Source organism: Oribacterium sp. KHPX15 (genome assembly GCF_900107835.1).
Classification (GTDB): domain Bacteria; phylum Bacillota; class Clostridia; order Lachnospirales; family Lachnospiraceae; genus Oribacterium.
In genome coordinates, this window is record NZ_FNRG01000008.1 from 14,635 (window position 1) to 37,577 (window position 22,943).

General features: G+C 38.4%; 18 protein-coding genes. 14 read left to right on the forward strand and 4 right to left on the reverse strand.

The annotated features are described in order from the left end of the window. Positions 1–172 precede the first annotated feature (172 nt). Both BLV86_RS17525 and BLV86_RS17530 read right to left on the reverse strand, forming a co-directional pair. Positions 173–367, reverse strand: a complete 195-nt coding sequence (locus tag BLV86_RS17525) for a hypothetical protein (RefSeq protein WP_139297889.1) — start codon at positions 365–367, stop codon at positions 173–175. A 21-nt stretch (positions 368–388) separates the two neighbouring features. Further along, a complete protein-coding gene (locus BLV86_RS17530) occupies positions 389–592 on the reverse strand; it encodes a hypothetical protein (protein WP_175456464.1) in 204 nt (67 codons plus the stop codon). 290 nt (positions 593–882) lie between these two features. Here BLV86_RS17530 and BLV86_RS06795 point away from each other — a divergent pair, with 290 nt between their 5' ends. The 5 genes from BLV86_RS06795 (at position 883) to BLV86_RS06815 (ending at position 5,448) form a co-directional block, all read left to right on the forward strand. After that, the gene (locus BLV86_RS06795; protein WP_090815842.1) at positions 883–1,116 is read left to right on the forward strand and encodes a hypothetical protein; all 234 of its coding nucleotides are present in this window, start codon (positions 883–885) and stop codon (positions 1,114–1,116) included. Next, positions 1,107–2,639: a GGDEF domain-containing protein gene (locus BLV86_RS06800; protein WP_090815843.1), complete on the forward strand. Its 1,533-nt coding sequence runs from the start codon at positions 1,107–1,109 to the stop codon at positions 2,637–2,639. The genes BLV86_RS06795 and BLV86_RS06800 overlap by 10 nt, the downstream gene beginning before the upstream one ends. Before the next feature lie 347 nt (positions 2,640–2,986). After that, the gene (locus BLV86_RS06805; protein ID WP_049962457.1) at positions 2,987–3,745 is read left to right on the forward strand and encodes a hypothetical protein; all 759 of its coding nucleotides are present in this window, start codon (positions 2,987–2,989) and stop codon (positions 3,743–3,745) included. 228 nt (positions 3,746–3,973) lie between these two features. Next, positions 3,974–4,585 (forward strand): flagellar motor switch phosphatase FliY, encoded by a 612-nt coding sequence (gene fliY, locus BLV86_RS06810; protein ID WP_090815844.1) that lies wholly within the window; start codon positions 3,974–3,976, stop codon positions 4,583–4,585. A 350-nt stretch (positions 4,586–4,935) separates the two neighbouring features. Next, the gene (locus BLV86_RS06815) at positions 4,936–5,448 is read left to right on the forward strand and encodes a hypothetical protein (protein WP_031554059.1); all 513 of its coding nucleotides are present in this window, start codon (positions 4,936–4,938) and stop codon (positions 5,446–5,448) included. A gap of 253 nt (positions 5,449–5,701) precedes the next feature. On the opposite strand, the gene BLV86_RS06820 is transcribed toward BLV86_RS06815, so the two are convergent. Next, positions 5,702–6,253, reverse strand: coding sequence for a hypothetical protein (locus BLV86_RS06820; RefSeq protein ID WP_049962456.1), 552 nt, complete (start codon positions 6,251–6,253; stop codon positions 5,702–5,704). A 458-nt stretch (positions 6,254–6,711) separates the two neighbouring features. Between BLV86_RS06820 and BLV86_RS06825 the strand changes: the two genes are divergently transcribed. From BLV86_RS06825 to BLV86_RS06860, 9 genes are all read left to right on the forward strand, one after another. Next, positions 6,712–7,590, forward strand: a complete 879-nt coding sequence (locus BLV86_RS06825) for a prepilin peptidase (protein WP_090815845.1) — start codon at positions 6,712–6,714, stop codon at positions 7,588–7,590. A gap of 78 nt (positions 7,591–7,668) precedes the next feature. Beyond that, positions 7,669–10,266 (forward strand): pilus assembly protein PilM, encoded by a 2,598-nt coding sequence (pilM, locus tag BLV86_RS06830; RefSeq protein ID WP_175456465.1) that lies wholly within the window; start codon positions 7,669–7,671, stop codon positions 10,264–10,266. 21 nt (positions 10,267–10,287) lie between these two features. Continuing rightward, complete coding sequence (locus BLV86_RS06835; RefSeq protein ID WP_090815847.1) at positions 10,288–11,550, forward strand: hypothetical protein; 1,263 nt, start codon at positions 10,288–10,290, stop codon at positions 11,548–11,550. Positions 11,551–11,564: 14 nt separating this feature from the next. Further along, positions 11,565–12,269, forward strand: a complete 705-nt coding sequence (locus tag BLV86_RS06840) for a hypothetical protein (protein ID WP_090815848.1) — start codon at positions 11,565–11,567, stop codon at positions 12,267–12,269. A gap of 94 nt (positions 12,270–12,363) precedes the next feature. Continuing rightward, positions 12,364–13,341 carry a hypothetical protein gene (locus BLV86_RS06845; protein WP_090815849.1) on the forward strand — a complete coding sequence of 326 codons (978 nt, stop codon included), beginning with the start codon at positions 12,364–12,366 and terminating at the stop codon, positions 13,339–13,341. A 4-nt stretch (positions 13,342–13,345) separates the two neighbouring features. After that, a complete protein-coding gene (locus BLV86_RS06850) occupies positions 13,346–13,639 on the forward strand; it encodes a hypothetical protein (RefSeq protein WP_090815850.1) in 294 nt (97 codons plus the stop codon). Further along, positions 13,620–14,192, forward strand: coding sequence for a PulJ/GspJ family protein (locus BLV86_RS06855; protein WP_090815852.1), 573 nt, complete (start codon positions 13,620–13,622; stop codon positions 14,190–14,192). The genes BLV86_RS06850 and BLV86_RS06855 overlap by 20 nt, the downstream gene beginning before the upstream one ends. Next, positions 14,189–14,359 carry a prepilin-type N-terminal cleavage/methylation domain-containing protein gene (locus BLV86_RS17535; RefSeq protein WP_139297891.1) on the forward strand — a complete coding sequence of 57 codons (171 nt, stop codon included), beginning with the start codon at positions 14,189–14,191 and terminating at the stop codon, positions 14,357–14,359. The genes BLV86_RS06855 and BLV86_RS17535 overlap by 4 nt, the downstream gene beginning before the upstream one ends. Before the next feature lie 135 nt (positions 14,360–14,494). Then, a complete protein-coding gene (locus BLV86_RS06860) occupies positions 14,495–22,126 on the forward strand; it encodes a type II secretion system protein (protein ID WP_090815854.1) in 7,632 nt (2,543 codons plus the stop codon). 437 nt (positions 22,127–22,563) lie between these two features. On the opposite strand, the gene BLV86_RS06865 is transcribed toward BLV86_RS06860, so the two are convergent. After that, positions 22,564–22,758 carry a hypothetical protein gene (locus BLV86_RS06865; RefSeq protein WP_090815856.1) on the reverse strand — a complete coding sequence of 65 codons (195 nt, stop codon included), beginning with the start codon at positions 22,756–22,758 and terminating at the stop codon, positions 22,564–22,566. Positions 22,759–22,943: the final 185 nt, after the last annotated feature.

The window sequence follows — 22,943 nt, forward strand, 5'->3', positions numbered from 1 at the left end:
CCGGTTTTATCCATCTGAGGTCATTCCACTGGCTTACTATCATTGACTCCAAAACCGGTTTTATCCATTTGAGGTCATTCCACGGGCTTATGTTCATTGACTCCAAATCCGGTTTTATCCATCTGAGGTCATTCCACTGGGTTACTTTCATTGACTCCAAAACCGGTATTATTCATCTGAGGTCATTCCACTGGCTTACTTTCATTGACTCCAAAACCGGTTTTATCCATCTGAGGTCATTCCACTGGCTTACTATCATTGACTCCAAAACCGGTTTTATCCATTTGAGGTCATTCCACGGGCTTATGTTCATTGACTCCAAATCCGGTTTTATCCATCTGAGGTCATTCCACTGGGTTACTTTCATTGACTCCAAAACCGGTATTATTCATCTGAGGTCATTCCACTGGCTTACTTTCATTGACTCCAAAACCGGTTTTATCCATCTGAGGTCATTCCACTGGCTTACTATCATTGACTCCAAAACCGGTTTTATCCATCTGGAGTCATTCCACCGGATTATGTTCATTGACTCCAAATCCGGTTTTATCCATCTGAAGTCATACCACTGGCTTGTGATCATTGACTCCATAACCGGTTTTATCCATCTGAAGTCAACCCACCGACTTTTTGTTTTTGACTTCAAGTCAATTAATATCCATCCTGAGTCATGCTGGGAGATGGTTTTTATTGTATTCGAGGCCGAACCTATCCATTTGTTGTCAAATTCTAAACCTTATATTGTCAAATCCTAAACCTTATATTGTTGAATCAGAATCCGGATTAAATCTTTACAGAATAATTATTCCAAAACTAATAAAAAACTTATAAATCAAATGTTTTATCACGAAATACTATATATAGTAAATTAGAAACGCATTATTGTGTTCAGATATCTTAACTAAATTAATAATATATGAGCATGCAAGAGCAAGCGTAAGAACAAGTGTAAGCGTAAGAACAAGTGTAAGCGTAAGCGCAAGTGAAAGCGCAGATGCAAGTGAGAGCACAAATGTAAGTGAAAGTGCAGATTCAAGTGAAATTGCAGATGCAACTAAAAACGCAGATGCAACTAAAAGCGCAAAAAGCAGAGGAGACCCACCACTTTGGACATAAATAAGACTATCACCAACCAGAACCGGAATTCTCCGGAAAACTCAACAAAATACAGAGAATTCATAAATAATAACAGGGTTAAGCTAAATAAATACCTGAATAATATTCTGTGGTTCTGTATCCTTACGGGTCCTGCAATTGCAGGCGGAGTCTATACCGGGGTATTTCGAAAAGTTCAGATGATAACATGTCTTCATATCTCACTGACCATGCTGATCATCGCACTTGTTCATTATTATCTGAGACGCTGGAAACCGGCATCAGCCTGGGTAAGTATGTTCGCTCTATTGGCCCTGGAAATCCTCCTTTTATACATGTGTTACGCCCATGTAGGAATTCATCTTACATGGTTCTCAGTGCCTGTACTATCACTGCTTTTCTGCGACAAGTGGTTTTATCTCACCACAGTCATTACAAATTATATGATGATGGTGCTTGGAACCTTTATCACTGCGCCGTATTATGGAGCATTAAGAACAGACTTTAGTTCGGTCACTTCATATTTCATAAATATGATTGTCGGACTGACCATTGAGACTGTTGTAATGCTTGGAGGAGGCTATGGTCTTCTGAGAACCATGAACAGTTATCTCGAGGATATGTTCAACCAGAATCAGACCATTGAGGCCGACAAGGTGAAGTTGAAAGATCAGCTTCATATTTTAAATTCCATGGCGGAGATATATGACAATGTTAACCTCCTTAATTTCACGAAGATGACGGAAATGTCACTGAGAGAGGAAGTTCCTGTGGAGCATACATTGGACTTAAACTCTTATACCCATTCCATCATGAACCGCAAGATAAAAATGGAAGTTATTCATAAATATGTTAATGATTTCCAGAGATTCACCAATATAAAAACTGTTCAGAAAAGACTTATCGGGAAAAAATATATTACCTATGAATTTGAGAGTATCTTCTCAGGATGGTATAGGGCACTGTATATCCCGGTTGAAGTAGACGAAAAAGGTGTGCCTCAGGTAATTATTTACACACTGCAGAATATTGATGAAGATAAAAAACGTGAAGAGCATCTCGTCCGTATATCCATGACGGATGAACTCACCAGACTTTACAACAGAAGATGCTTTGAAGAGGATCTTATAAGTATAAGAAACAACGGAATGGAAGATGATTTTGTCATCTATTCAGTTGATGTAAATGGTTTAAAATCCGTGAACGATAAGATAGGCCATGCCGCGGGAGATGAGCTTATAAAGGGCGCGGCAGACTGCATGTCCCTGGTTGTGGCAGGAAACGGTCGTGTTTACAGAACAGGCGGAGATGAATATTTCATCATTGCACATTCATCAGAACCCGAAAAACTAAAAGAAGATATATTATCGGAAGCTGAAAAGTGGCATGGCAAGCTTGTTAATCAAATGTCTTTGTCCATAGGATATGCCACACACAAAGATCATCCGGAATCTGATATAGATGAACTTGAACGAATGGCAGATAAGAAAATGTATGAAGACAAAGACCGGTACTATCAGGAAAGCGGACTTAGAAGACGATAATCCGTAGTCTCACACCGCAAGGGGTTTGCCTCCTATCCACCGGGGACGGTTTTCAACGGCGAGAACCGTCCCCGGTGGTTTTAAGTAGGTCTGCACCTTTACGTTTGATTTCTTACCAACTCCCATGTCAGTAACAATACAAATTTATTTAAAGTAATTTTCAACGTCGATTTCCTCGCATATTTGAATCATACAGGAAGCTTTCAAAATATTTAAAGAGTAAATCTGACAAATATTATTAATACTCCGATGTTTTCCATCCGATAAAACAAATAGAGATAGCACGGGGAACAGCTATCTCTATATTTTCCGTTATGCCAAGCGATATAGACAGGGGTGATTTGGGGATGAAACTGAAGACAAAGATCAAAACCGGAATTTTGATCACACTATATACATATGTCATAATTACGACGGCAGGTGTCTTGACTTCATATGCCGAAGGGTGGAAAAACACCTCCGGGGTATGGCAATGGATAAAAGATGACGGCACTGTTGCCACAGATACATGGAAGTCCGCCAATGGTTACTGGTTCTATCTGGACTCCAACGGAAACATTAGCAAAAACCAGCTGATTGCCGAAGAAAATGCCGATGGCATTGATTATTTCTACGTAGATTCAAATGGTGCACTCCTCAGAGATTCATGGAAAGCAATCCCCATAGATCAGTCCGAAAAAAAGAACTACAAGGCTCAGTACTTTATGTACTATTTCGGAAATGACGGAAAAGCTTATAAATCAGGTAAAACCTTTACGGAAGAAGACATTAAAACCATAGAAGGAAAAAAGTATGCTTTCGACAAAAATGGTCGTATGCTCTATGGCTGGATCGATTCCACCGATGTAAAGCAGCAGGACTATGATTCCATTGCCTGGGTATTTTCAGACTACTATTTTGGTGAATGGAATGATTGTTACCTTAGGGAAGGGTGGATACAGCTTCCTGTTTATGAAAGAAAGGCGGGAACCACCAGAGAATACTGGTTCTATTTCGATTCCAACGGAAAGAAAATAAAAAGCAAGACAAAAATTATTGACGACTATTATTACGCATTTGATGATGACGGTCATATGTCCAGAAGCTGGAAACCAAAAACAGATTAGAAGCAAAATGTTTTTTCTTTAAATTTTCTAAAAAACCTCTTATTAAGATAATGCTTTAACCGATAAATATTATTAGAAAGCTATTTCTGTATTGAAGAGCAACCGGGAGTTTACATGCTGTGTTTGGGATAAAGCAGGGAGGCAATATTCATATATTGTAAGCATAAAACATAGATTGCTTTTTAAGACAAATAAAGGAAATGATCATTTAAAATCGAGGGAATACGAATGAGCGAATTAACAAATGAGCAAAAGGATATTTTGGGAGAGATCGCAAATATCAGTATGGGAAATGCAGCTACAAATCTTAGCATGATGGTAAATAACCCGGTAAATATCACAACTCCCGGCGTAAGTATCATCAGTAGAAGCAATGCATTGGATGATTATCAAAATACCTGTATCTTTGTACAGATTCATTATGTTAAAGGTCTTGATGGAAATAATGTTTTCATCCTGCAGGAGCCGGATGTTATCGCCATCACAGATCTCATGATGGGTGGACCCGGAAACAGCGAAGGAGAAGTGGATGATATGCACATGAGTGCCATTTCCGAAGCAATGAATCAGATGATGGGAGCTTCGGCAAGCTCTCTTGCTACATTGCTGGATCGTATGGTTGATATCAGTCCGCCTGATGTATGTAAAATCGATGTAGATAGTGTCAAAGTCTTTGAAAAGATCTTTGATTCCAATACGGAACAGTTTGTTAAGGTGGCATTCAAGATGGATATCGGTGATCTGATACATTCTACCATGGTGCAGCTTTATCCTATACCATTTGCTGTTGAAATGTGTGATAAATTCTCCATTAAGAAGAAAGCAGGACAGTACGGCTAAGCAGAAGTTTATAAAATTTTTTAACATATAAACAGGTCTCTTACATACGAGACCTGTTTATTTTTCACCTCCAAAGATAAAATAACATGGATAGTTTTCTCCTGCAGTAACTGTTCCTGTCCCCCGATTACTTCCTCAAAACCCGTTCAAAAAAACTTCATAGTACGAATTATTAAAATTAATTTATAAAGTTTATAGATTTTTAATTTTATTTTTGAAAAAACTACTTATATTCTGTTTGCTATTTAGAAAATCTATACTATAATAAATTCATAAAATACTATGTACGTGTATTGTAACTACATATTAACGGCGAAGGAGAGTCGTTAGCATTTACAAGGAGGTTCAAAATGAGTTATCAGGCAATCGAGGGTGTAGCCAGATACGATAACCAGGAACGGATCAGTACGGAAAATCGCTGGCAGCAGTATTTAGATTTGCGGAGCCGCAACAACCAGAAGCTGGATCAAACAAATCAGTCTGAAAGCAGAAAGTTTCAGAATGAAACTTCAGAACAGGCAAAGGAAGAGAACAGGATTCTCTTTGAGCGTCCTAATCAGCAAAACCTTGATCAGTTAAAGCGCAAGGCTGACTCCGGACAAAAGCTTACTTCTGATGAGAAGGCTTATCTCCAGCAGTATGATCCCGATTCCTATCGTAAGGTTACTCAAAGGGAGCAGGAAGTAAAAGAGTACAAGCGTATTTTAAAACAGGCAAAGTCTAAAGAAGAGATACGTAATGCAAAGATTCATTATTCCGATGTTGCATATCGTAATGTGGATGTTTATGCAGATAGCACGTATACTTTGGACAGCGATTATTTAGTGGATGAAGAAAGATCTACTTATGACCGTGTTGTTTGATTTTCAGGCAACAAAAATCTTTGAGTGAGGAAAGATGTGTATGGTCAGAGTATTGAATTTCATTTATAGAATAGAATAAGATCCTGAGATGGTTAACTGTCTTGGGATCTTTTTTATTATCCGTCACATGTGCTTTTGTATAAGCACAATACCGCGTGACAATTTTATCGCAAAAATAAATCCACACGGGGTGGATAAAAAATAAGTCCCACGCAATGCGTAGGACTTATAACTTTTCTATATGAGTTTCAGATTAAGCAATCTTTGTAAAGTGCATAATGGTTCCATCAGTATTTGTGATGGTCATTTCACCATTGTTGAAATCGAATGTACGATCATTGATAACACTTAAGTAATGATTTGTTGAGATGAATGATACCTGTGATGTTGTAGCGCCCTGTCCGTTTACACGCTCGATAACTGTAAGAGACTTATCAGTGTTAATGGAAACTTCACGTGTATCAATAAAAGTTGCAGGAGTAACACTAGAGCCATACTCTGTGTATGTCCACTGATATGTTCCGATAAGAGCGATAGATGAGTTTACATCTGTAGTATTTGCATTTGGTATCCACTTTCCATCAGCGCCTACGAAATAACCATCCGGTGTCCATGTGTTTGTGAGCATAACGCCCTGAGGTCCGAGATAGTAGTTGCCTACCCACTGATTAACAGCCCATGTGCCATCGCTCTTGAGATAGTACCATGAATTACCATTGGCAATCCATCCTGCCATAGCTGTCATTGCTGATCCTGTGATCATAAGAGCAGCGATTGTTGCTGTTAAAAGCTTCTTTAACTTCATATATAACCCTCCTGGTTTAAGAACATTAATTGCGCATGCACCGCTTTTAAGTGATACGCTGTGTATGCGGGAGTAATATATTGTCCCCTCACACTATTAAACAACTGAAGTATAACATCAGAGTGATTAAATTCAATACTGGAGCGCAAAATTTTAATATTTCGACAAGAAAGTTAATAATTTCACAGACAGACTCTATTCAATTCTCACATTAAATTACATTGTACTGCTACTCTTTTGAATCTTTTTTACGAGCTCACCCAACAAAGTTTTAGCGGAAATTTAATCTTTTTTTTAAGATTTTTGGCGAAAATTACTATATTTAGCTTATATTTGAATTATCTTAAGTCGACGTATCAATAAGGGATTTTTTTTAATAAATTTTATCGGAATTTAATAATGGTGCATCAAGAGTCACCGAAGGGAATCATACTCTTGTTTTATATGCAGGGGATCATATGAACCATACAAGTTTAGGATTAACTTTTTATATTCTGACTATAGTATTTATTCTCGGAACTGTTCTCGGTAGTTTTATCGATTGTATGGCATGGCGAATTGTAAAGCAGGAGAGTGTTCTCAAAGGACGCTCTCATTGTGATGTTTGCGGAACACCGCTCACTGCATCGGATCTTATCCCCATAGTATCTTATCTCAAATCGAAAGGAAGATGCAGTCACTGCGGAGCCAAGATAAGTTCGGAGTCAACCTGGGTTGAATTTATATTAGGCGTTACGTTTGTAATTCTTGTATTGAAATTTGATCTTTCCTTCAAGGCACTGCGATACATGGGACTTGCAGTTATTCTCATGGGACTTAGTCTGGTGGATCTCAAGACCTTTATTATTCCGGACAGGTTTCATGTTATGGGCATCATCTGGTGGCTAATGACTCTGTCCATGATAGCACTCACTAAAGGTCAGGGCGTCACTTCCTGTTTTGCAAATGATGTTTTAAAAGCCGAAAACATGGTGGAAATGCCCGAAATCGAATCCCTGAGCACTATTGAGCTATTGCTTCAGGACTTAAAGTCCGGGCTTATAAGCGGTTTTGGAATAGCGCTGTTTATGCTTGTTTTATCAATCGTCTTCGACAAAATATCAGGAAAGGAAAGTCTGGGAGGCGGAGACATTAAACTGTTATTTATGACGGGACTTTATATGAGACCCGGGGTGGCACTTTTTAATCTCATCCTAAGCTGCATCGTTGGACTCATATTTGTTTTTATATTAAAAAAAGACAAAATACCTTTTGGACCTTCAATTTCACTTGCTGTAATGATTTCTATTTTTATAGGAAGTGAATTTGTGGACTGGTATATCGGTCTTTTGTTTTAGATAATGTTTTAGGGATTACGGAACCTTTCAATAAGGATTCTATTTAAATGTTTAGTACACATTAGTTAGGGGTTAATGATGAGAATCAATAAGGTTGTCGGCATTAGCATAGGTAATTACCGTATATCGGTTTCTTATGTAGTTAAAGGACAATTAAAGAGTTACTTTTATGAGAACGTACCGGACAATGCGGTAAAAGACGGCATGATCCAGTATTGGGATGCCATGTCAGAATTTCTCCGTGACACTCTGAAACAGCACGGCATAAAATGTAAAAATGTAATCTTCAGTGTGCCTCTGAACGGTGTTTATATCCGTAATATCGAGCTGCCTCTTATGAATCTACAGCAACTTGAGCTGAATCTTCCGTTTGAGTTCCATGACTACATTTCTGAAAGTTCAGACAAATATTTCTATGACTATGCGGTTATAGAAAAGACAGATAAGAGTATGAGGCTTCAGGCCGTAGCCTGCAGTAAGGAGCTCATTGAACGCTACCGTAAGATGGCAAAGGCTGCAAAGCTGGTTCCTATCGGACTGGTTCCGGAGGTTATCGGAATCCAGAGAATTCTGGGTGCATACAAACAGCAATTCTCCATCGAGGAGCAGAAGGATTTTGCGATCCTCGACATGGGAGATCAGAGCTTCAAGATTCATTTCTATAATAAAGGAATATACAACGCCACCAGAACATTTGAACCCGGTGGTTATGCATTGGCAGAAAAAATAAGTGAGATAAACGGTACAGATATACATATCTCGCATCTGGCTTTGGAAGAAAATCTCAATAATATACAGTCTCATCCAAGTCTGGTTCAGATGTATGAAAACAGAGCGGTTGAGATCATGAGAGCTCTTAACTTCTATAGCTACAGCAATAACAACAACAATATCGATACACTGTACTATTGCGGCGGAGTCAGCAACATCAGGAAATATATAAAGGTTCTTTCTGAAACCGTTAATCTTCCTGTGAGACCTTTAGGCGATCTGGTAGCTGTAATGGACGATGAAGTAAGAGATAGCTTCATCTCCTGTCCCCAAAGCCATGGAATCACCGTGGATCCCGATTATGAGCCTAAGCCTCTGACAGCTGAGGAGGCTGACAGGTTCAGAGCTCATATCGAAAAGTATGAGCAGCAGAAGATAGATTCCTTCAAAGACGAAGAGTATAGAGGTACCGTAGAAAAACCTGTCTCCGAAACAAAGCTGAATGCCAATGATACAGACCTTAACTCTCTGGCTTCACAGGTAAGTAAAGCAGTTGAAGCCGAGAGCCAGGCGGCACCGATGCCTGCAGCGATACCTACACCGATGCCCGCACCGGAGCCGATTGTTCAGCCGGCAGTACAGCCAGTGGTTGAAGCTGTACAGCAACCTATACCTCAACCGGTTCCTACAAACGTTGTACCAGTGATACAAACTGATCCAGAGCCTGTTGTTCAACCGATAGTACAGCCAGTCGTTGAAACCGTACAACAACCGGTAGTCACAGATGCAGTGCCTGAAATCAAGCCCACACCGGAGCCTGTAGTACAGCCGGTGGTTGATACTATACAGCAACCGGTATTTTCAAATACTGTACCGGTGATAAATCCTACACCGGAGCCGGTAATACAGCCGGTCGTAAATGCTGTACAGCAACAGGTAGTCACAGATGCTGTTCCTGTTATCAAGCCTACACCGGAACCTGTTGTTCAGCAGGTTACTTCTGAAGTTGTTCCTCTGATTATACCAACATCAGAGCCTGAGACTTCCGAAACTGTGCCGGTATCAAAATTCACACCGGAACCGGAAACACAGCCGATTATCAAACCTATACGTGAACCAGTTATTACAGAATGGGCGGTTTCAGCTCCACTAAGTTCACAGGATCTGAAACAGTTTACAAATAATTCAGAGCTTAAACCGATTGGTTTGGAAGAACATGTTTCAACCATGGAAGCAAAGGCTGAACCGGTTCAGAATGTAGCCCCGGTCATCAAAGACGTGGCTGAACCTGTTCAGGAGAAACTTCCTGTGATCAAATCAGTGGAAGAGCCTGTAGTCCGGAATGCACCACCGGTAATTGAGTCGGTGTCAGCACCGGTTCAGGAAATTTCGCCTGTCGTTGAATCAGTGACACCACCGGTTCAGGAAAAACCTACTGTGGTCGAATCATTGATTGCTTCAGTCCAGGATGTACATTCTATAGCTAATCCAACGACTACATCTGTTCAGAATAAACCACCAGTCATTGAATCAGTGGTGGCAGCTGTACAGGAAGCATCTGTCAAGGAAACATCACCTGTCATCGAGTCAGTGACACCACCGGTTCAGGAAGCTTCTCCGGTAGTAAATGCTGTAGAGGAGAAGCAGGAACCTCCGATGTTTTCGAGAGATATCTCTGAAGATGAGCTGGAGCAACAGGCCTTCGATCTGATAAGAAGTCTTGCTAAAAAGTCTTCTGATGGTCAGGAAGCAGAATCTTCAACAAACAATGATACAAAGACAGAAGAGTCTTCAGAAAATGATTTTGCTGCAAGACTTATCAGACTAAACGACTATATGGATGATCCTGTCAAAGAATCCGATGATCAATGGGTAAAACATTTGGACGAAGACGAATATGATACGGATACTGACAGAGCCATAGAAGAACTTACTGAACGATTTTTAAAAGGACAAACTTCATGAATTTAAAGGGAGGGTACCGATTTGGCACTTAAAGCTAATGCAAACAAAATACAGATCGGTAGGGCAAGGAAGTTACCTGTCAAGAAAACCATAAATCTCATGTATAAAGAGAAGACGAGAACTGATATCGTTTTCACTTTGTTGATATTTATGTTGTATCTTGTTGCTTTGTATTTCTTCTCGAAATACGGAGTAAGTGCACAGCTAAGTAAGGCTGACGCAGCAGAAAGTCACTTTAATCAAAAGCTTGAAGAGCTTCATGCTCTTCAAGCCGAAAACAATGAATATGCAAATGTCATCACTGAGTATAGTCATTATGGAAACGGTTTTCTTACCGAAAGCGAAGTTGCAGCTCAGGACAAGATAACCATGCTGAATGTCCTCGATCAGCGTATACATACCACAGGCGGTATACAGAATATCAAGATCGTTGATAACATTGCACATATAAACTTAGGTGTGCCTGAAGCAGAAATGATTCCGGAGATCATCAAACAACTTGAAGAGTCGGAGTATGTTGGATATGTAACAGCTCAGACAGCAAGTACAGTTGATAAGAAAAACAACACACAGGTTGAGGTAGATGAGGATGGGAATGTCCTTACTCCGTTATATGTGGATGCTTCCATAACCGTAAACTTCCGTTCACCGGCGGAGGTTGAGGCAGCACTTGCTAACGGTGAGACAGCAGTGGATGCCTACCTTGATGCAAGTCCGACAGGCTTTGCAACAGGTACAAATGTTTATGTACCGGCAATCATAGAGCAACCTTCCGAAGATACGGAAGAAAAGACAGAAGAGAAGAAGGATACCAAAAAGGAAGATAAAAGCTCTAAAGACAATAAGTCAAAGTCTTCTTCGGATTCGAAATCTTCAAGCTCAAAGTCAAGTTCATCAAGCAGTAGTTCAGATGCCAAGGCTAAAGCACAGGCTGCACAGAAGGCAGCTGATGCTCAGGCAGCTTCACAACAGCAGGCAGCCGCTAAGCAGAGAGAACAGCAGGCTGCTCAGGCAGCTGCTCAGGCTCAGGCACAACAACAGGCAGCTTCTTCCGCCAGCAGCCAGACTTCATATATTGATACAGATACAAGTCAGTTTGGTGGTAATGTTACTATTTCAGGAGGATCTCCGACATCAACGTCCGGATCACCGATTTCATCTTCGACATCGGGTCCAACAGTTGGAACCGGAGCATCATCAGATTCAAGTCCTGTTACCAACTCAAGTTTTGGTCCGTCCTCACCTTTGGGAACAGTAGATTCATCAATTAATCCATTACATTGATTTAGGAGCAATAAATGCTGAAACGACCCTTTTCAAAATTTGAAAAAGCATTTCTTCTCATCGTAGTTATAGCCTTGCTCTGCCTTGTTTACTACAGATTTGTGAAAATCCCGGTACAGGAAAGAATAGCAAAAGCTGATACCTTTGAGATAGAACAGCAGATAGAGACGGAGCTTAAAAAGCAAAAAATGATTCAAGACATGAAGGATGAGGTTACTACCAATCAGGATACCCTGACAGGTGTTGTTGCAACCTACGACAACTTCAAGTCTGAAGCTGCGCTCCTTAACTCTATATTTGTTCCTCTTGCCGAAAAGTATAACTACAGCTTTCAGACACCTGTAGCAACTGACGACACCGTAAGAAGAACAATTAATATCAACTTCTCAACAGCAAACTACAGAGTATGCAGAGATATACTACAGAGGCTTCATGACAGTAAGTACAGATGCATGATAAGCGATATCACCATCTCAGCTACCGATAAATCTTCAAATACTTATATAACCTTGCTCACAAGCCCCATCAATTGCAATCTAAGTGTCACTTTCTATGAGACACTTATCGGTGCAGTTACAACAGCGGGTCTTGATATGGCAAAGAGCAATACTTCAGGAGGTCATGTTGGTCTCGCTGGTGCTGATTTTTCAGGCCTTCAGAGAAGTACATTGGAAACAATGGCAGAGTCAATAGCAGAAGAACATGGTGTTAAGTACTGATCTGGATATATCCCGAAACAGGTTGTTTAAAAACGAATAACGAAAGACATAATCATAAGTACTTTCATAAAACAAGATAATTAAAGAGGGTCAAATGGGAAAGGTGCTGAGAAAGTTACAATCAAATAATGGCGCTACACTCATGTTGGCCCTCTTGTTTTTTATCGTTTGTGCGGTCACAGGGTCCATGATCCTGACCAGTGCCGGTGTATCCGCAGGCAGACTTGAGAACATGAAGCGGAGAGACCAGAACTACTTCGCTGTAAGGTCAGCCATAAAGATGTGTGAACAGCAGATGAAGGAAATGAATATTGCATTTACCGATCAGTTGGTTGTTACAGAAGTTGAAACCAAAACTGTAACAGAAGACGAAGATGGAACTAAACACACTCACACAGAAACTACTACTACGACAAAATATAACGTAAGTTACCAACAATTTGATGACGATTTTCCTATTTGTTTTTGGGTTAAAGGTCTGGCAGACAAGAACGATACAGGGAATAATGAGGAAACGAGAATCAGTAATTATGTATTAAAAACGTCAACCGCAGACTATGTTGCACCATACGGTAAAGACGATGAAGAAGAGTCCGGGAAAGCTTCTGCTAAAGCCTCTGTTGATGATTTCGATTCAGAATCCGGAGGAGCAACAGACAAAGAAAAACATGATGCCTTTAACAAAAAATGGTTTAAGGGCATGGTGAAAGATAGTGTCACTAATGAAGAAGCACTAAATACTTTAAAGGTTTCTCAAGAGATTAAGTTACCTGATCCTAATAATGGTTATAGTATTATCGAAGATCTTAATGTAGATATAGATATTAATCTCGATTCAACCGGTGTTTTAACCTATAGAGTTCAAAATGCAGATACAATATATGAGAAACCTAACAAGGATAAGTACATAATGACATTGACTGTTGATGTCGATGTTCCTTGCAAAAGTTCTGTTGATGTAATAGTAGAGACCGACGGTGATGATGAAGGAACTACAACCACCACAACAACCACTACATACACTAACGAGTATAAATTCGATTTCAAAGTAAGAGATATAAAGAAAGGTTGATGTTATGTCTTTTATTAAAAAACTAAAAAACAAAAAAGGCGAAACCATCGCTGAAACCTTGGTGGCTACATTGATTGCAGCTCTTTCCATGGTGATGTTTGCCGGAATGGTTATGGCTTCCAAAGCCATTGTAGATGAAAGTAATAAAAAGATCGTAGAGTATTATGATGGTTTTTCTCAGTTATTTTCAAAAAGAGATGTAACAATTAATGATTTGCATTCTGCTGAAATACCTATAACCATTTATACCAACAAAAACGGTGTGATGTATTTTGGTTATGAAAAAACAGGAAGTTAAGAATGACAGGGTGATACAGGTGAAGAAGCTTTATTATTTTTTCAGAAAACTGAATAGTAAAAGTGGTTTCTCACTTACAGAGACACTCTCAACAATGATCATTATGTCATTTGTGGGAATCATGGTTACCACAGGTATCATAAGTGCCTCAAGAGCTTATAAACAGATAACCGAGCATACCAATGCCCAGTTAATGCTTACAAATACCATTACCGCTTTACATGATGAGCTGATTTATGCATTACCGGATTCAATCAATGTAACAACGAATTCTATTACATTTGAACATGTAAAAAACGGCAAAGAAACCATCAAGTTTCAAAATGAAGCAAATAAAGATAAAGGGATATGTATTAGTTATGGTGAAGGCAGCACAACATTTTATCCCATGGTTTCATATCAGAATTCCACATCACTTTATAACAATTGGGTAGTCACAAATAAAGGATCAGGAATCTTATCAGTCACGGTATCAGTATGTAAATCAGATGGAACAGAACTTATCAAGGTGGAAAACTATGAAATAAAACTGTTGAATGGTGACAGAATATGATGATGCTTAGATTTAAAAACAAACTTAATAAGGCTGGTTTTATGCTTTCGGAACTTCTGGTGGTTATTGCCATAATGGCAATCCTCGCAGGAGTTTCTTTTGTTGGTGTGAATACATATATTCGCAGTCTTCAGATGATGGAAATGGATGAAACAGCTTTTGTATAATATTTCCCTATAGTTTTGTCGATGACATATACAAAGTGTCAGGCATTATTTAAGAAAATATGAGCCTGATATCTTTAAAATATATTTAAAAAAGTAGGAAACATTTGTATTTAACTTCTTAATGGGTGATAGAGTATGAAGATTAACAGACTGAAAACAACATCAAACAAGGCAGGCTTTATGCTTTCAGAACTTCTTGTGGTCATTGCCATCATGGCGATACTTGCAGGAATTTCTTTTGTTGGTGTGAGTACATATATTCGCGGACTTCAGGCATTGGAAATGGATGAGACAGCGAAAGAAATGCTTATTGCTGCACAGAATCACCTGAGTTCTGCTTATGCAAGCGGAGAGTATGAAGAAGAACTGAGATTAGCCAGAGACGGCTCATCAGATGAATCAGACTTTGGCACCGTGATTTCAAGGCCTTCTTATGTGAATGACGTTGCAGGTGACAAATCCGGTGAACATGAATACCGTGTAGTTATTCATACAGCAGCTTCACCAAAAAACAAGATCCTGAACTATATGCTTCCTCAGTTTGCAATAGACAATGAAGTATCCGAAAACGGAAACTACATGATAGTTTATGAAGCAAATTCCGGAACTGTACTTTCTGTTTTCTATTCGGGTAATGCACATACAGGTTTTGGAGGACAGAGCATTTATACATTCACTGCGAGTGATGTTGATGATAATGCAATAAAAGAAGCAGTTGAAAGTAAAGCTAAGAGAAAGAACTTTACAGACAATACGGTTATCGGCTATTTCGGAGGCAAGAACAAGGACATCATTCCCGGTACCAAACTGCTGCCGCTTATTTTATCGGTTTCCAATGGAAATAAACTTACAGCCATTATTCAAAATCCAAATTTTGACAGTACTGTGAATGCTGATAACAGTAACCAGATTGTTACATTAACAGTCACAGGAAAGACCAGCGGAAATTACAAGACTATTCAGTTAACTAACGATAAAAGAATAGAGTTTGATCTCGACGATATTACAACCCCCAATAAACATTTTTACGATCAGTTTGTAGTCGAGACCCATAATACGAACGAAACAACAAGCGGTCCGCTTATCCCCGGCGAAGATATCGAACTTGTTGCCGAATTAAGTGACAGAACAAGATTCGCAAATCCGGTTGAAAGTAACCATGTTATCGATAACAGCTTATTTAACAGCTACAACAAATATGAGGGATCTTCAGACGGCATTGCCATCCTCAGTAACATAAGACATCTTGAGAATCTGGATACATCAATATCCAATTTTTCAAAAGCAGCCAAAACCGGTGAACCTGCCATTAATGAGATTATTGCAAAGCAGATAGCCGATATTGATTATGCTGATTTCGTAACTGACTTAGGAACTACAATCTACGATGGAACCAATACTTCGATACAGAATTACTATGGTATCTATAATACCGACCTGAAGGAATATGACGGAACCAACCATGTGATTAAGAATATTAATTCCACAGGCGGTAATGGCGGAAATTCCGGCATAATCGGAACTGTAGACCGTACCGGAGAGAATATAAACTTCAGGATGAAGAATGTTGATATAGTCGACTGTGATTTTTCGGCTTCTTCAGGTGATGCCGGAAGCGCTGTAGGTTTGGCTTCAACTCCGATCACCTTTGAATATGTTAATGTAAAGGGTGCTGACAATACAAAGACTATAAATATTTCTGCCGGTATGGGCGGAGTAAATGCCGGCGGTGGTTTAATCGGAAGAACCACCGATACACTTACAGTAAACAGATCCTATGTTTCTTCAGATAAACTGAATATACTAGGAAATAATTCAGGTGGAATAGTAGGCTATGCTGTAGCGGCATGCACTATCACGGATTCTTACGTTGAGGGAAAGGATTTTAATCCGGTTGGTAATACTTCAGGAGGTTTAGTTGGTAAATCTGATACTGATCTCACTATCAGTAAGTGTCATGTATCCGGTGAGAATCTGAACGTGGCAGGAAACGTAGCAGGAGGCATAGCCGGCCTTACGACAGGAAAGGTTGATATCAGGGATACTTACAGTACAGCATATGTTTATGCTGATGTTGAACCTGGCGGTGATACCGGCGGTGGTATCGCAGGTGGCTTCATCGGATCCGTTGATAGTCCCACTTCAGACAGCATTATCGAAAGATGCTATGTGTCAGGCCATACTAAAAATAAAAATTATGCTACAGGTACGCAATCATCAAGAGAGACTGCTTCCCATGTAGATAATTTTAACATTATAGCCAATGGCATCACCGGAGGTTTTATAGGTCATTCTGACGCGATTGCTGTAAAGAATTCCTATACCACAGCTTCTGTTTATTCTTCAAATTATAAGAATCTTACCGGAAGCAAAATAGCCGGTGGTTTCGTTGGAACGTGTGTAAATCTGTCTGTAAATAATGTCTACAGCGCAGGTCTTGTTTCTGTGACTGAAGGCGGGACAGTGGGAGGCTTTGCTGGAACCGGCACTATCTCTGCTACAGGTTCAAATTATTATCTGAGAGGCAAGGACTCAGCGGGTAACGGATTCAATGATGTTCCTGCTGTGGGTAGTGGTGGAACTCTTACAGGAGTTTCCGAAACTGCCGGCACAGAAATATCAGTAACCACTGCTGCAGTGGCTGAACGATGGGATCCTGAATTGCCTAAAAACTACACCTACAAGACAGTTGCCCAGCTGTCAGGCGATAATAGTTCCCTTAATAAGCATGTGGGTGACTGGGTTGTTGTTACTGAGGATAATAGAAAAAAAGGTATATTTATAAGAAATGCGGAAAAGCTGGCATTAGTACTCAAGGGTAACGCATTCGAAGGTAAAACCATATCGGTTCTTGTAGAAGGTCTTACCAGTAAAAAATCATATTATGCAAATTATAAATTAGATAATAGTGGAGTGACACAAAATCATACAGCTGATGGACATGCAACGGATATCCATGAATCACTTTTGAATTATAATTTTAAAACAAAAGATGGGCAGTATGAGTACTATATTTTTTATGATGACATCACAAAAGCTAAAGGCTCATTCCATCAAATATTTGATTGTATGAAAGAAGGAGAAGATATCCGTATAACTGCAATGGCCGGTACAGCTCCTTATACAAGTAAAGAGTTGCAGAGTGCACAAACAAATGAAAGCAGCGGAGCATTTGTAGGCATTACCAATAGCTTATTTGCTGACGGCTCATTTAACTCAAATTATGAAAATGCAGATTATTACAGTGATATAAATCCAAATTACGCTATTGTTGATCCCGCGCTGGATAAGACCGCTTATAGCGGAACTGCGCTTATTACAAATTTCAGACATTTACAGAATCTTGATGATGCTGTTTCAAATATCAAATGTGGTATTAATGTTGAAAAGGTAAAGCTCTGTAAGGATCTGTATTGGAATTCTTATGCTCAATACGGGACAGAACAGGTAAATCATATGCCTGTTCAAACAACCGAAGAGGATGAATATTTTAATGATTTCATAACTGCTATTAATGATGATCAGAATACATCAGGTCAAGTGGTTAAAATATTTAAATGGAATGCTACAAATGAAAATAATCCTTTGGCAGCAGATAATTCATTCTACGGAATTGGGAGAGATGAAGCTTATAAGCTTATTGAGTTTGATGGGCAGAATCACTCGATTAATAACGTAACAATAGAACCAAAAGGTACTTCTTATGTAGGTATCTTTAGAGAAGCTGATTTTACAAGTAATAAAAGCTTTTCTATAGGAAATATTAAAGTTAATTATCCTAAAGTTAATGGGACATCAGGTGATACAGGGGTTCTGATTGGAACTGTAATTGGAGATCACTACCTTGATTTTAATGCATACAACATTGAGATTAATTATCCTGTAGTTAATACAACAACAGGTGTTGCAGGAGGAGTTATTGGTAAAGCTTATTCAAAATATAATTATCAAGTATACAATATCAACAATATTAAAGTTAATTATTCTGATATAAACTGTAATTCGTGTGATTCAGCAGGAGGAGTGATAGGTAGAATAATTGCTGATGATAATTTCACATTTAATGCTACCAATATAAACACATTGGGATGTAAGGTTAATGCTGTATCAGGAAATGTTGCTGCAGTATTTGGTGAAATCTATATTGAAAATAATAGAAAAGATCCAAAGTTCACCATTGAAAATGTCACATCAAAAGATTCTGTAATTATCACAGGTAATAAAGATGCCGGAGTATTAATTGGTCGACTGGGTGGATCAAATTACCTATCATCAAATGCTTGTAATTCAACAATTGATATTTCCAGGTGTTTAATAGAAGATTTTGCTGTAGTTACTAAGGGAGCTTATTCTAGTAGTAATCCACTATTTAGTAGTGCAGGCGCTCTTTTTGGGGCATATTATAATAAAGGAAAATTAAGAGTTGATAAAGTATATAGTTATGGTAAAAATTCTTTAATAAAAGCACTTGGCTATTTTGCTGAAGCCGGAGGATTAATTGGAAGAGCCTGGTATGGAAATTTCAACATTACTAATTCAGGAGCTTCTACTTATGTTTACGCTCAACAATCCGCAGGAGGATTTATAGGAGATTATAAACCACAAGATAGTACTAATACTTCAATTATTAAAGATTGTTTTGTTGGAGGACATGTTTCTGAGTCTACGCATGACTATATAGATTCTGTAGCAGTTGATGTCAGTGTAAATGGAAACCTCACAGATATACTAAATAATGGAGACGGTGGTTATAATGTTTGGTCACAAAAAAATACAGGAGGCTTTATTGGCTATTTATTTGGGGCTGGTGATGCTACGCATGTATCCACTTTGCCTATTGAAATCAATGATTGTTTCACAACGGCTTCTGTAAAGGCACAAGGTAAGGGGAAAGAAACAGTTGAAGATCATGGTACTAGTGCCGGCGGATTTATAGGATTATTACAATTTACAGAAAGCATAAAATTTGACTCTTGCTATGTAGCTGGACGTGTATTTGGTGATTCCAATAATACCAATAATGTAGGAGGCTTTACAGGAATGAATCACCTAAGACAACACTCTAAGCCAACCTATAAGAATGTGTCTGTATTACGTGGAATTAGCTTTAACGAGTCATTATTAGCAATAAACGTAGATAAAAATAATGGTACAGATGGATATTTAAACAGTGAATCTGAATCTATATTTGTTGAGGCAGATTCACCAATGATAGTTAATAATAATGCATCTTCTGTATGGATAAAAACATTCAATATGGCAAATGTAAATGAGTATCCATTCAAAGATAATGCACGTGGTATTGTTAATGAAGAATTGGGCATCGGAACTGATGATTGTGTATTCTATGGTGACTGGATGATACCTAGGTCAAGTTATGTTGGTCTGGAAAACGGTAACAGATTGACAGCATCGATTTGGCTTACAAAAGATAAAACATATAGTGTTGTAACTGATGCTTCTGTTCCAGGAGGATATTATTATGAAACTTACATAAAGCTTGTAGGGCAAACAAGTGGTGCCAATACGATATACAGGGTGAGATATAATGATAATAATTATAAGGCTATTGCTCAATTAGATGAGTGGAAAAATCAGGTAAACATTGAACGATATATTTCTATGTTTGATTATCTGCCAAATTCATCATTACTTAACTTTTATATTGATGATTTGTCAGCTCTTAAATCAGATTATCTGATGACCATGAGTCAAGGTCCTGAAAATGCACTTCCGGGTGAAGATGTCCTTGTCAATGTCAGCAATACATTTGACGGTGCAAAAAATCTGACAGGTAACAATACTCAAGCTGTAGGCAATAGTTTGTTTGAAAGTTTAGATGCTAACGGTGACGGAACATACACTGCTAAAATTGCGAACAGCAGAAATTTACAAAATCTAGAAGTAACAGTTTCCGGAAAACAAAATGAAACATCTACTCAGGTTTACAAAATCAGCAGAGCTGTACAGACAGACAATATATATTGGAAAAATGATGGATCCTATAAAACTACTGGATATACAGCAAAGGTGGAACCATATATAACAGAACTTTCTCAAGTTTCATCTGATTCCAATGTATACATTTATCAATATAATAAGGATTTTAAATATACATCTTCCGGCAAATTCAGACCGATATATGTAAATGACAGTTATTCTTTAGCTGAATACGATGGAGGAGGCTATTCAATATATAACCTGAATTTGGACGATCATGAAACAGCAGAACATGTATCAGGATTATTTGGCAGAACGAATAAGGATTTCACTGTTAAGAATCTTACATTGATCAATACTGTATCTGACAATATAGGAAATCATGAAGATGGTAAGTCTGATAGTTCCGGTGCAGTAGTTGGTTCTGCAAAACAAAATCTTACTTTGTCAAATGTTCACTTAAAAGGTGTTTCTACCGTAACCGCAAAATCAAATGCCGGTGGATTTGTTGGAGAAGTTTCCGGTGAACTTAAAGTTGAGAATTGTGGAGTAAACAACTTTACAACATTTGACAATAGAGTCACAGGTGAACTGAATGTCTCATGTACAGGTGGCAGTCCACGCAATATTGCCGGTTTAGTTGCTAAAACAAATAATAAAGCAATATTTACCGGATGTACTATTGATTGCAATACTTTAAACATTAATGACCCTGATATTGTAGGCAGTAGTTATTTAGGAGGATTTATTGCCTTTGCATCACAAGGTGTAGAGATTGCATCTTCAAAAATTGATAATACAGCTTTAAACATTACCACGAATAATGGATCCAGTTCAGTTGGAGGCATTGTAGGTTATGCTTTTGGAGATGTATCAATAGAAAATACATTTGTTAATTCTACTAACTTAAAACTTGAAGGAAGGACTCATGTTGGTGGTGTATTAGCTTTCCATAATGGAACTGATGCTTTTCATAATGTACATAACTTAAACGTTTCCAATGTAGGAGTTACATCAGCTAACGGAAGTATAATAAACTCCAGAGGTTATAAACTGGAAACAATTTCAACAGCATTAGGAGGACTGATAGGTTATACTAATTGGGCAAATGTTAATTTGCAGAATTGTTATAGTTCAGTGTACTTACAAGGTTTTAGTGAATCAGTTGGTGGTCTAATTGGAAATCTTAATGCATCATCAGGCGTAGTCAATAATTGTTATGCAAGTGGTCATACTACAGGTGGAGTATTTGTTGATACTATTGATGAAAATATAGTTGGACGATTTAATATTATATCCAGTGGTAAATACGTTGGTGGTTTCATTGGAAGTCTGTCTGGAATATGCACAGTTGAACATTGTTTTAACACCAACTCAGTAATATTTACTCCGGATTCTACAGATACCAGTTATGATCACTATATAGGAGGCTTTATTGGAAAAGTTGGTTCAGAGTCAAGTGGCGAGTTGCTAATTAATGATTGCTATAGTTATAGCCATTTAGCTGGATTAAGTTATGCAAATGGATCACCTAGCTCTGTAGGTGCATTTGTAGGACAGTTGTATCATAACAATTCATATCATAATGCCTCAATTAACAACTCATATTATTTAGATGAGGGTACAGGCTTGTATCCGATTGTCACAAGAGATGGTTGTGAAGTGGGACTGGCACCAGTAACAAAGACTGACTCTGCCAACATTACCGCTACAAATGAAACATTTACCAATAATACAGTTCCGTTTGATGCGACACGAACAATAAAGTTTTATCCTTTTAAGAACTGGATTAGTTCAAAAACATTTTATGGTGACTGGATGGAGTGATATTTAGATAGTAAAGTCCATTCAAGATAAAAAAAGCTGGAAGACATCTTATTTAACAACAGGATGTCCTCCGGCTTTTTGGTTTTACGATCAAGCAAGAGGAACATATATCAAAAAAACAGTACCGTTTACCATGAAAATTTTATAAACAGTTTTCTTCAGTACAGCAGTTAAGACCGGAGGGCATCCGTTTATATACAGGATGCCCTCCGTTTTTTGAATTACATTTAATGTAAATTTCCTGAAGGATTAACAATAAGATATCATGTGAGCGTCTTTTATCTCGACGACCTTATAACATATTTAGATGTAATACCAAACAGAGCTACTATGGGAAAACCATAGTAGCTCTGTCGATCTCAGTATAGATATTGATTTACATTTAAACTGATCCTTTAAACTATACTCTAGTATCATGGGCTTATTAGAAAATATTTTTACGATAATGCCGCTAACAATTCATTAGCGGACTTTACGATGACCGGATCAAAACCTTCGTTAAGAAGTTTCTCATCGGTATAACCTTTCTTTATTCGTTTTGTGGCTTCAGCTAACTCGTTAGCGCCTTCGGTTTTACCTTCTGCCCTGATACCTTCAACAAAAGTTTTCTCATCAAATTCAGTTAAAACCATACCAACAACCTCCGCCCTATGGGCCAGTAAGAAATCTTTTAGTATTCCATCATATATGCAGGATACTACAGAAGCAGGATTTACTGCTTTTGAAATGTTTTTAAGTTTTTTTGTACATCTAATACAAGTTTCATAGGAAAACCACAGAATTCAGCTATTTGTTCAGGTGTTCTACCTTAATTCAG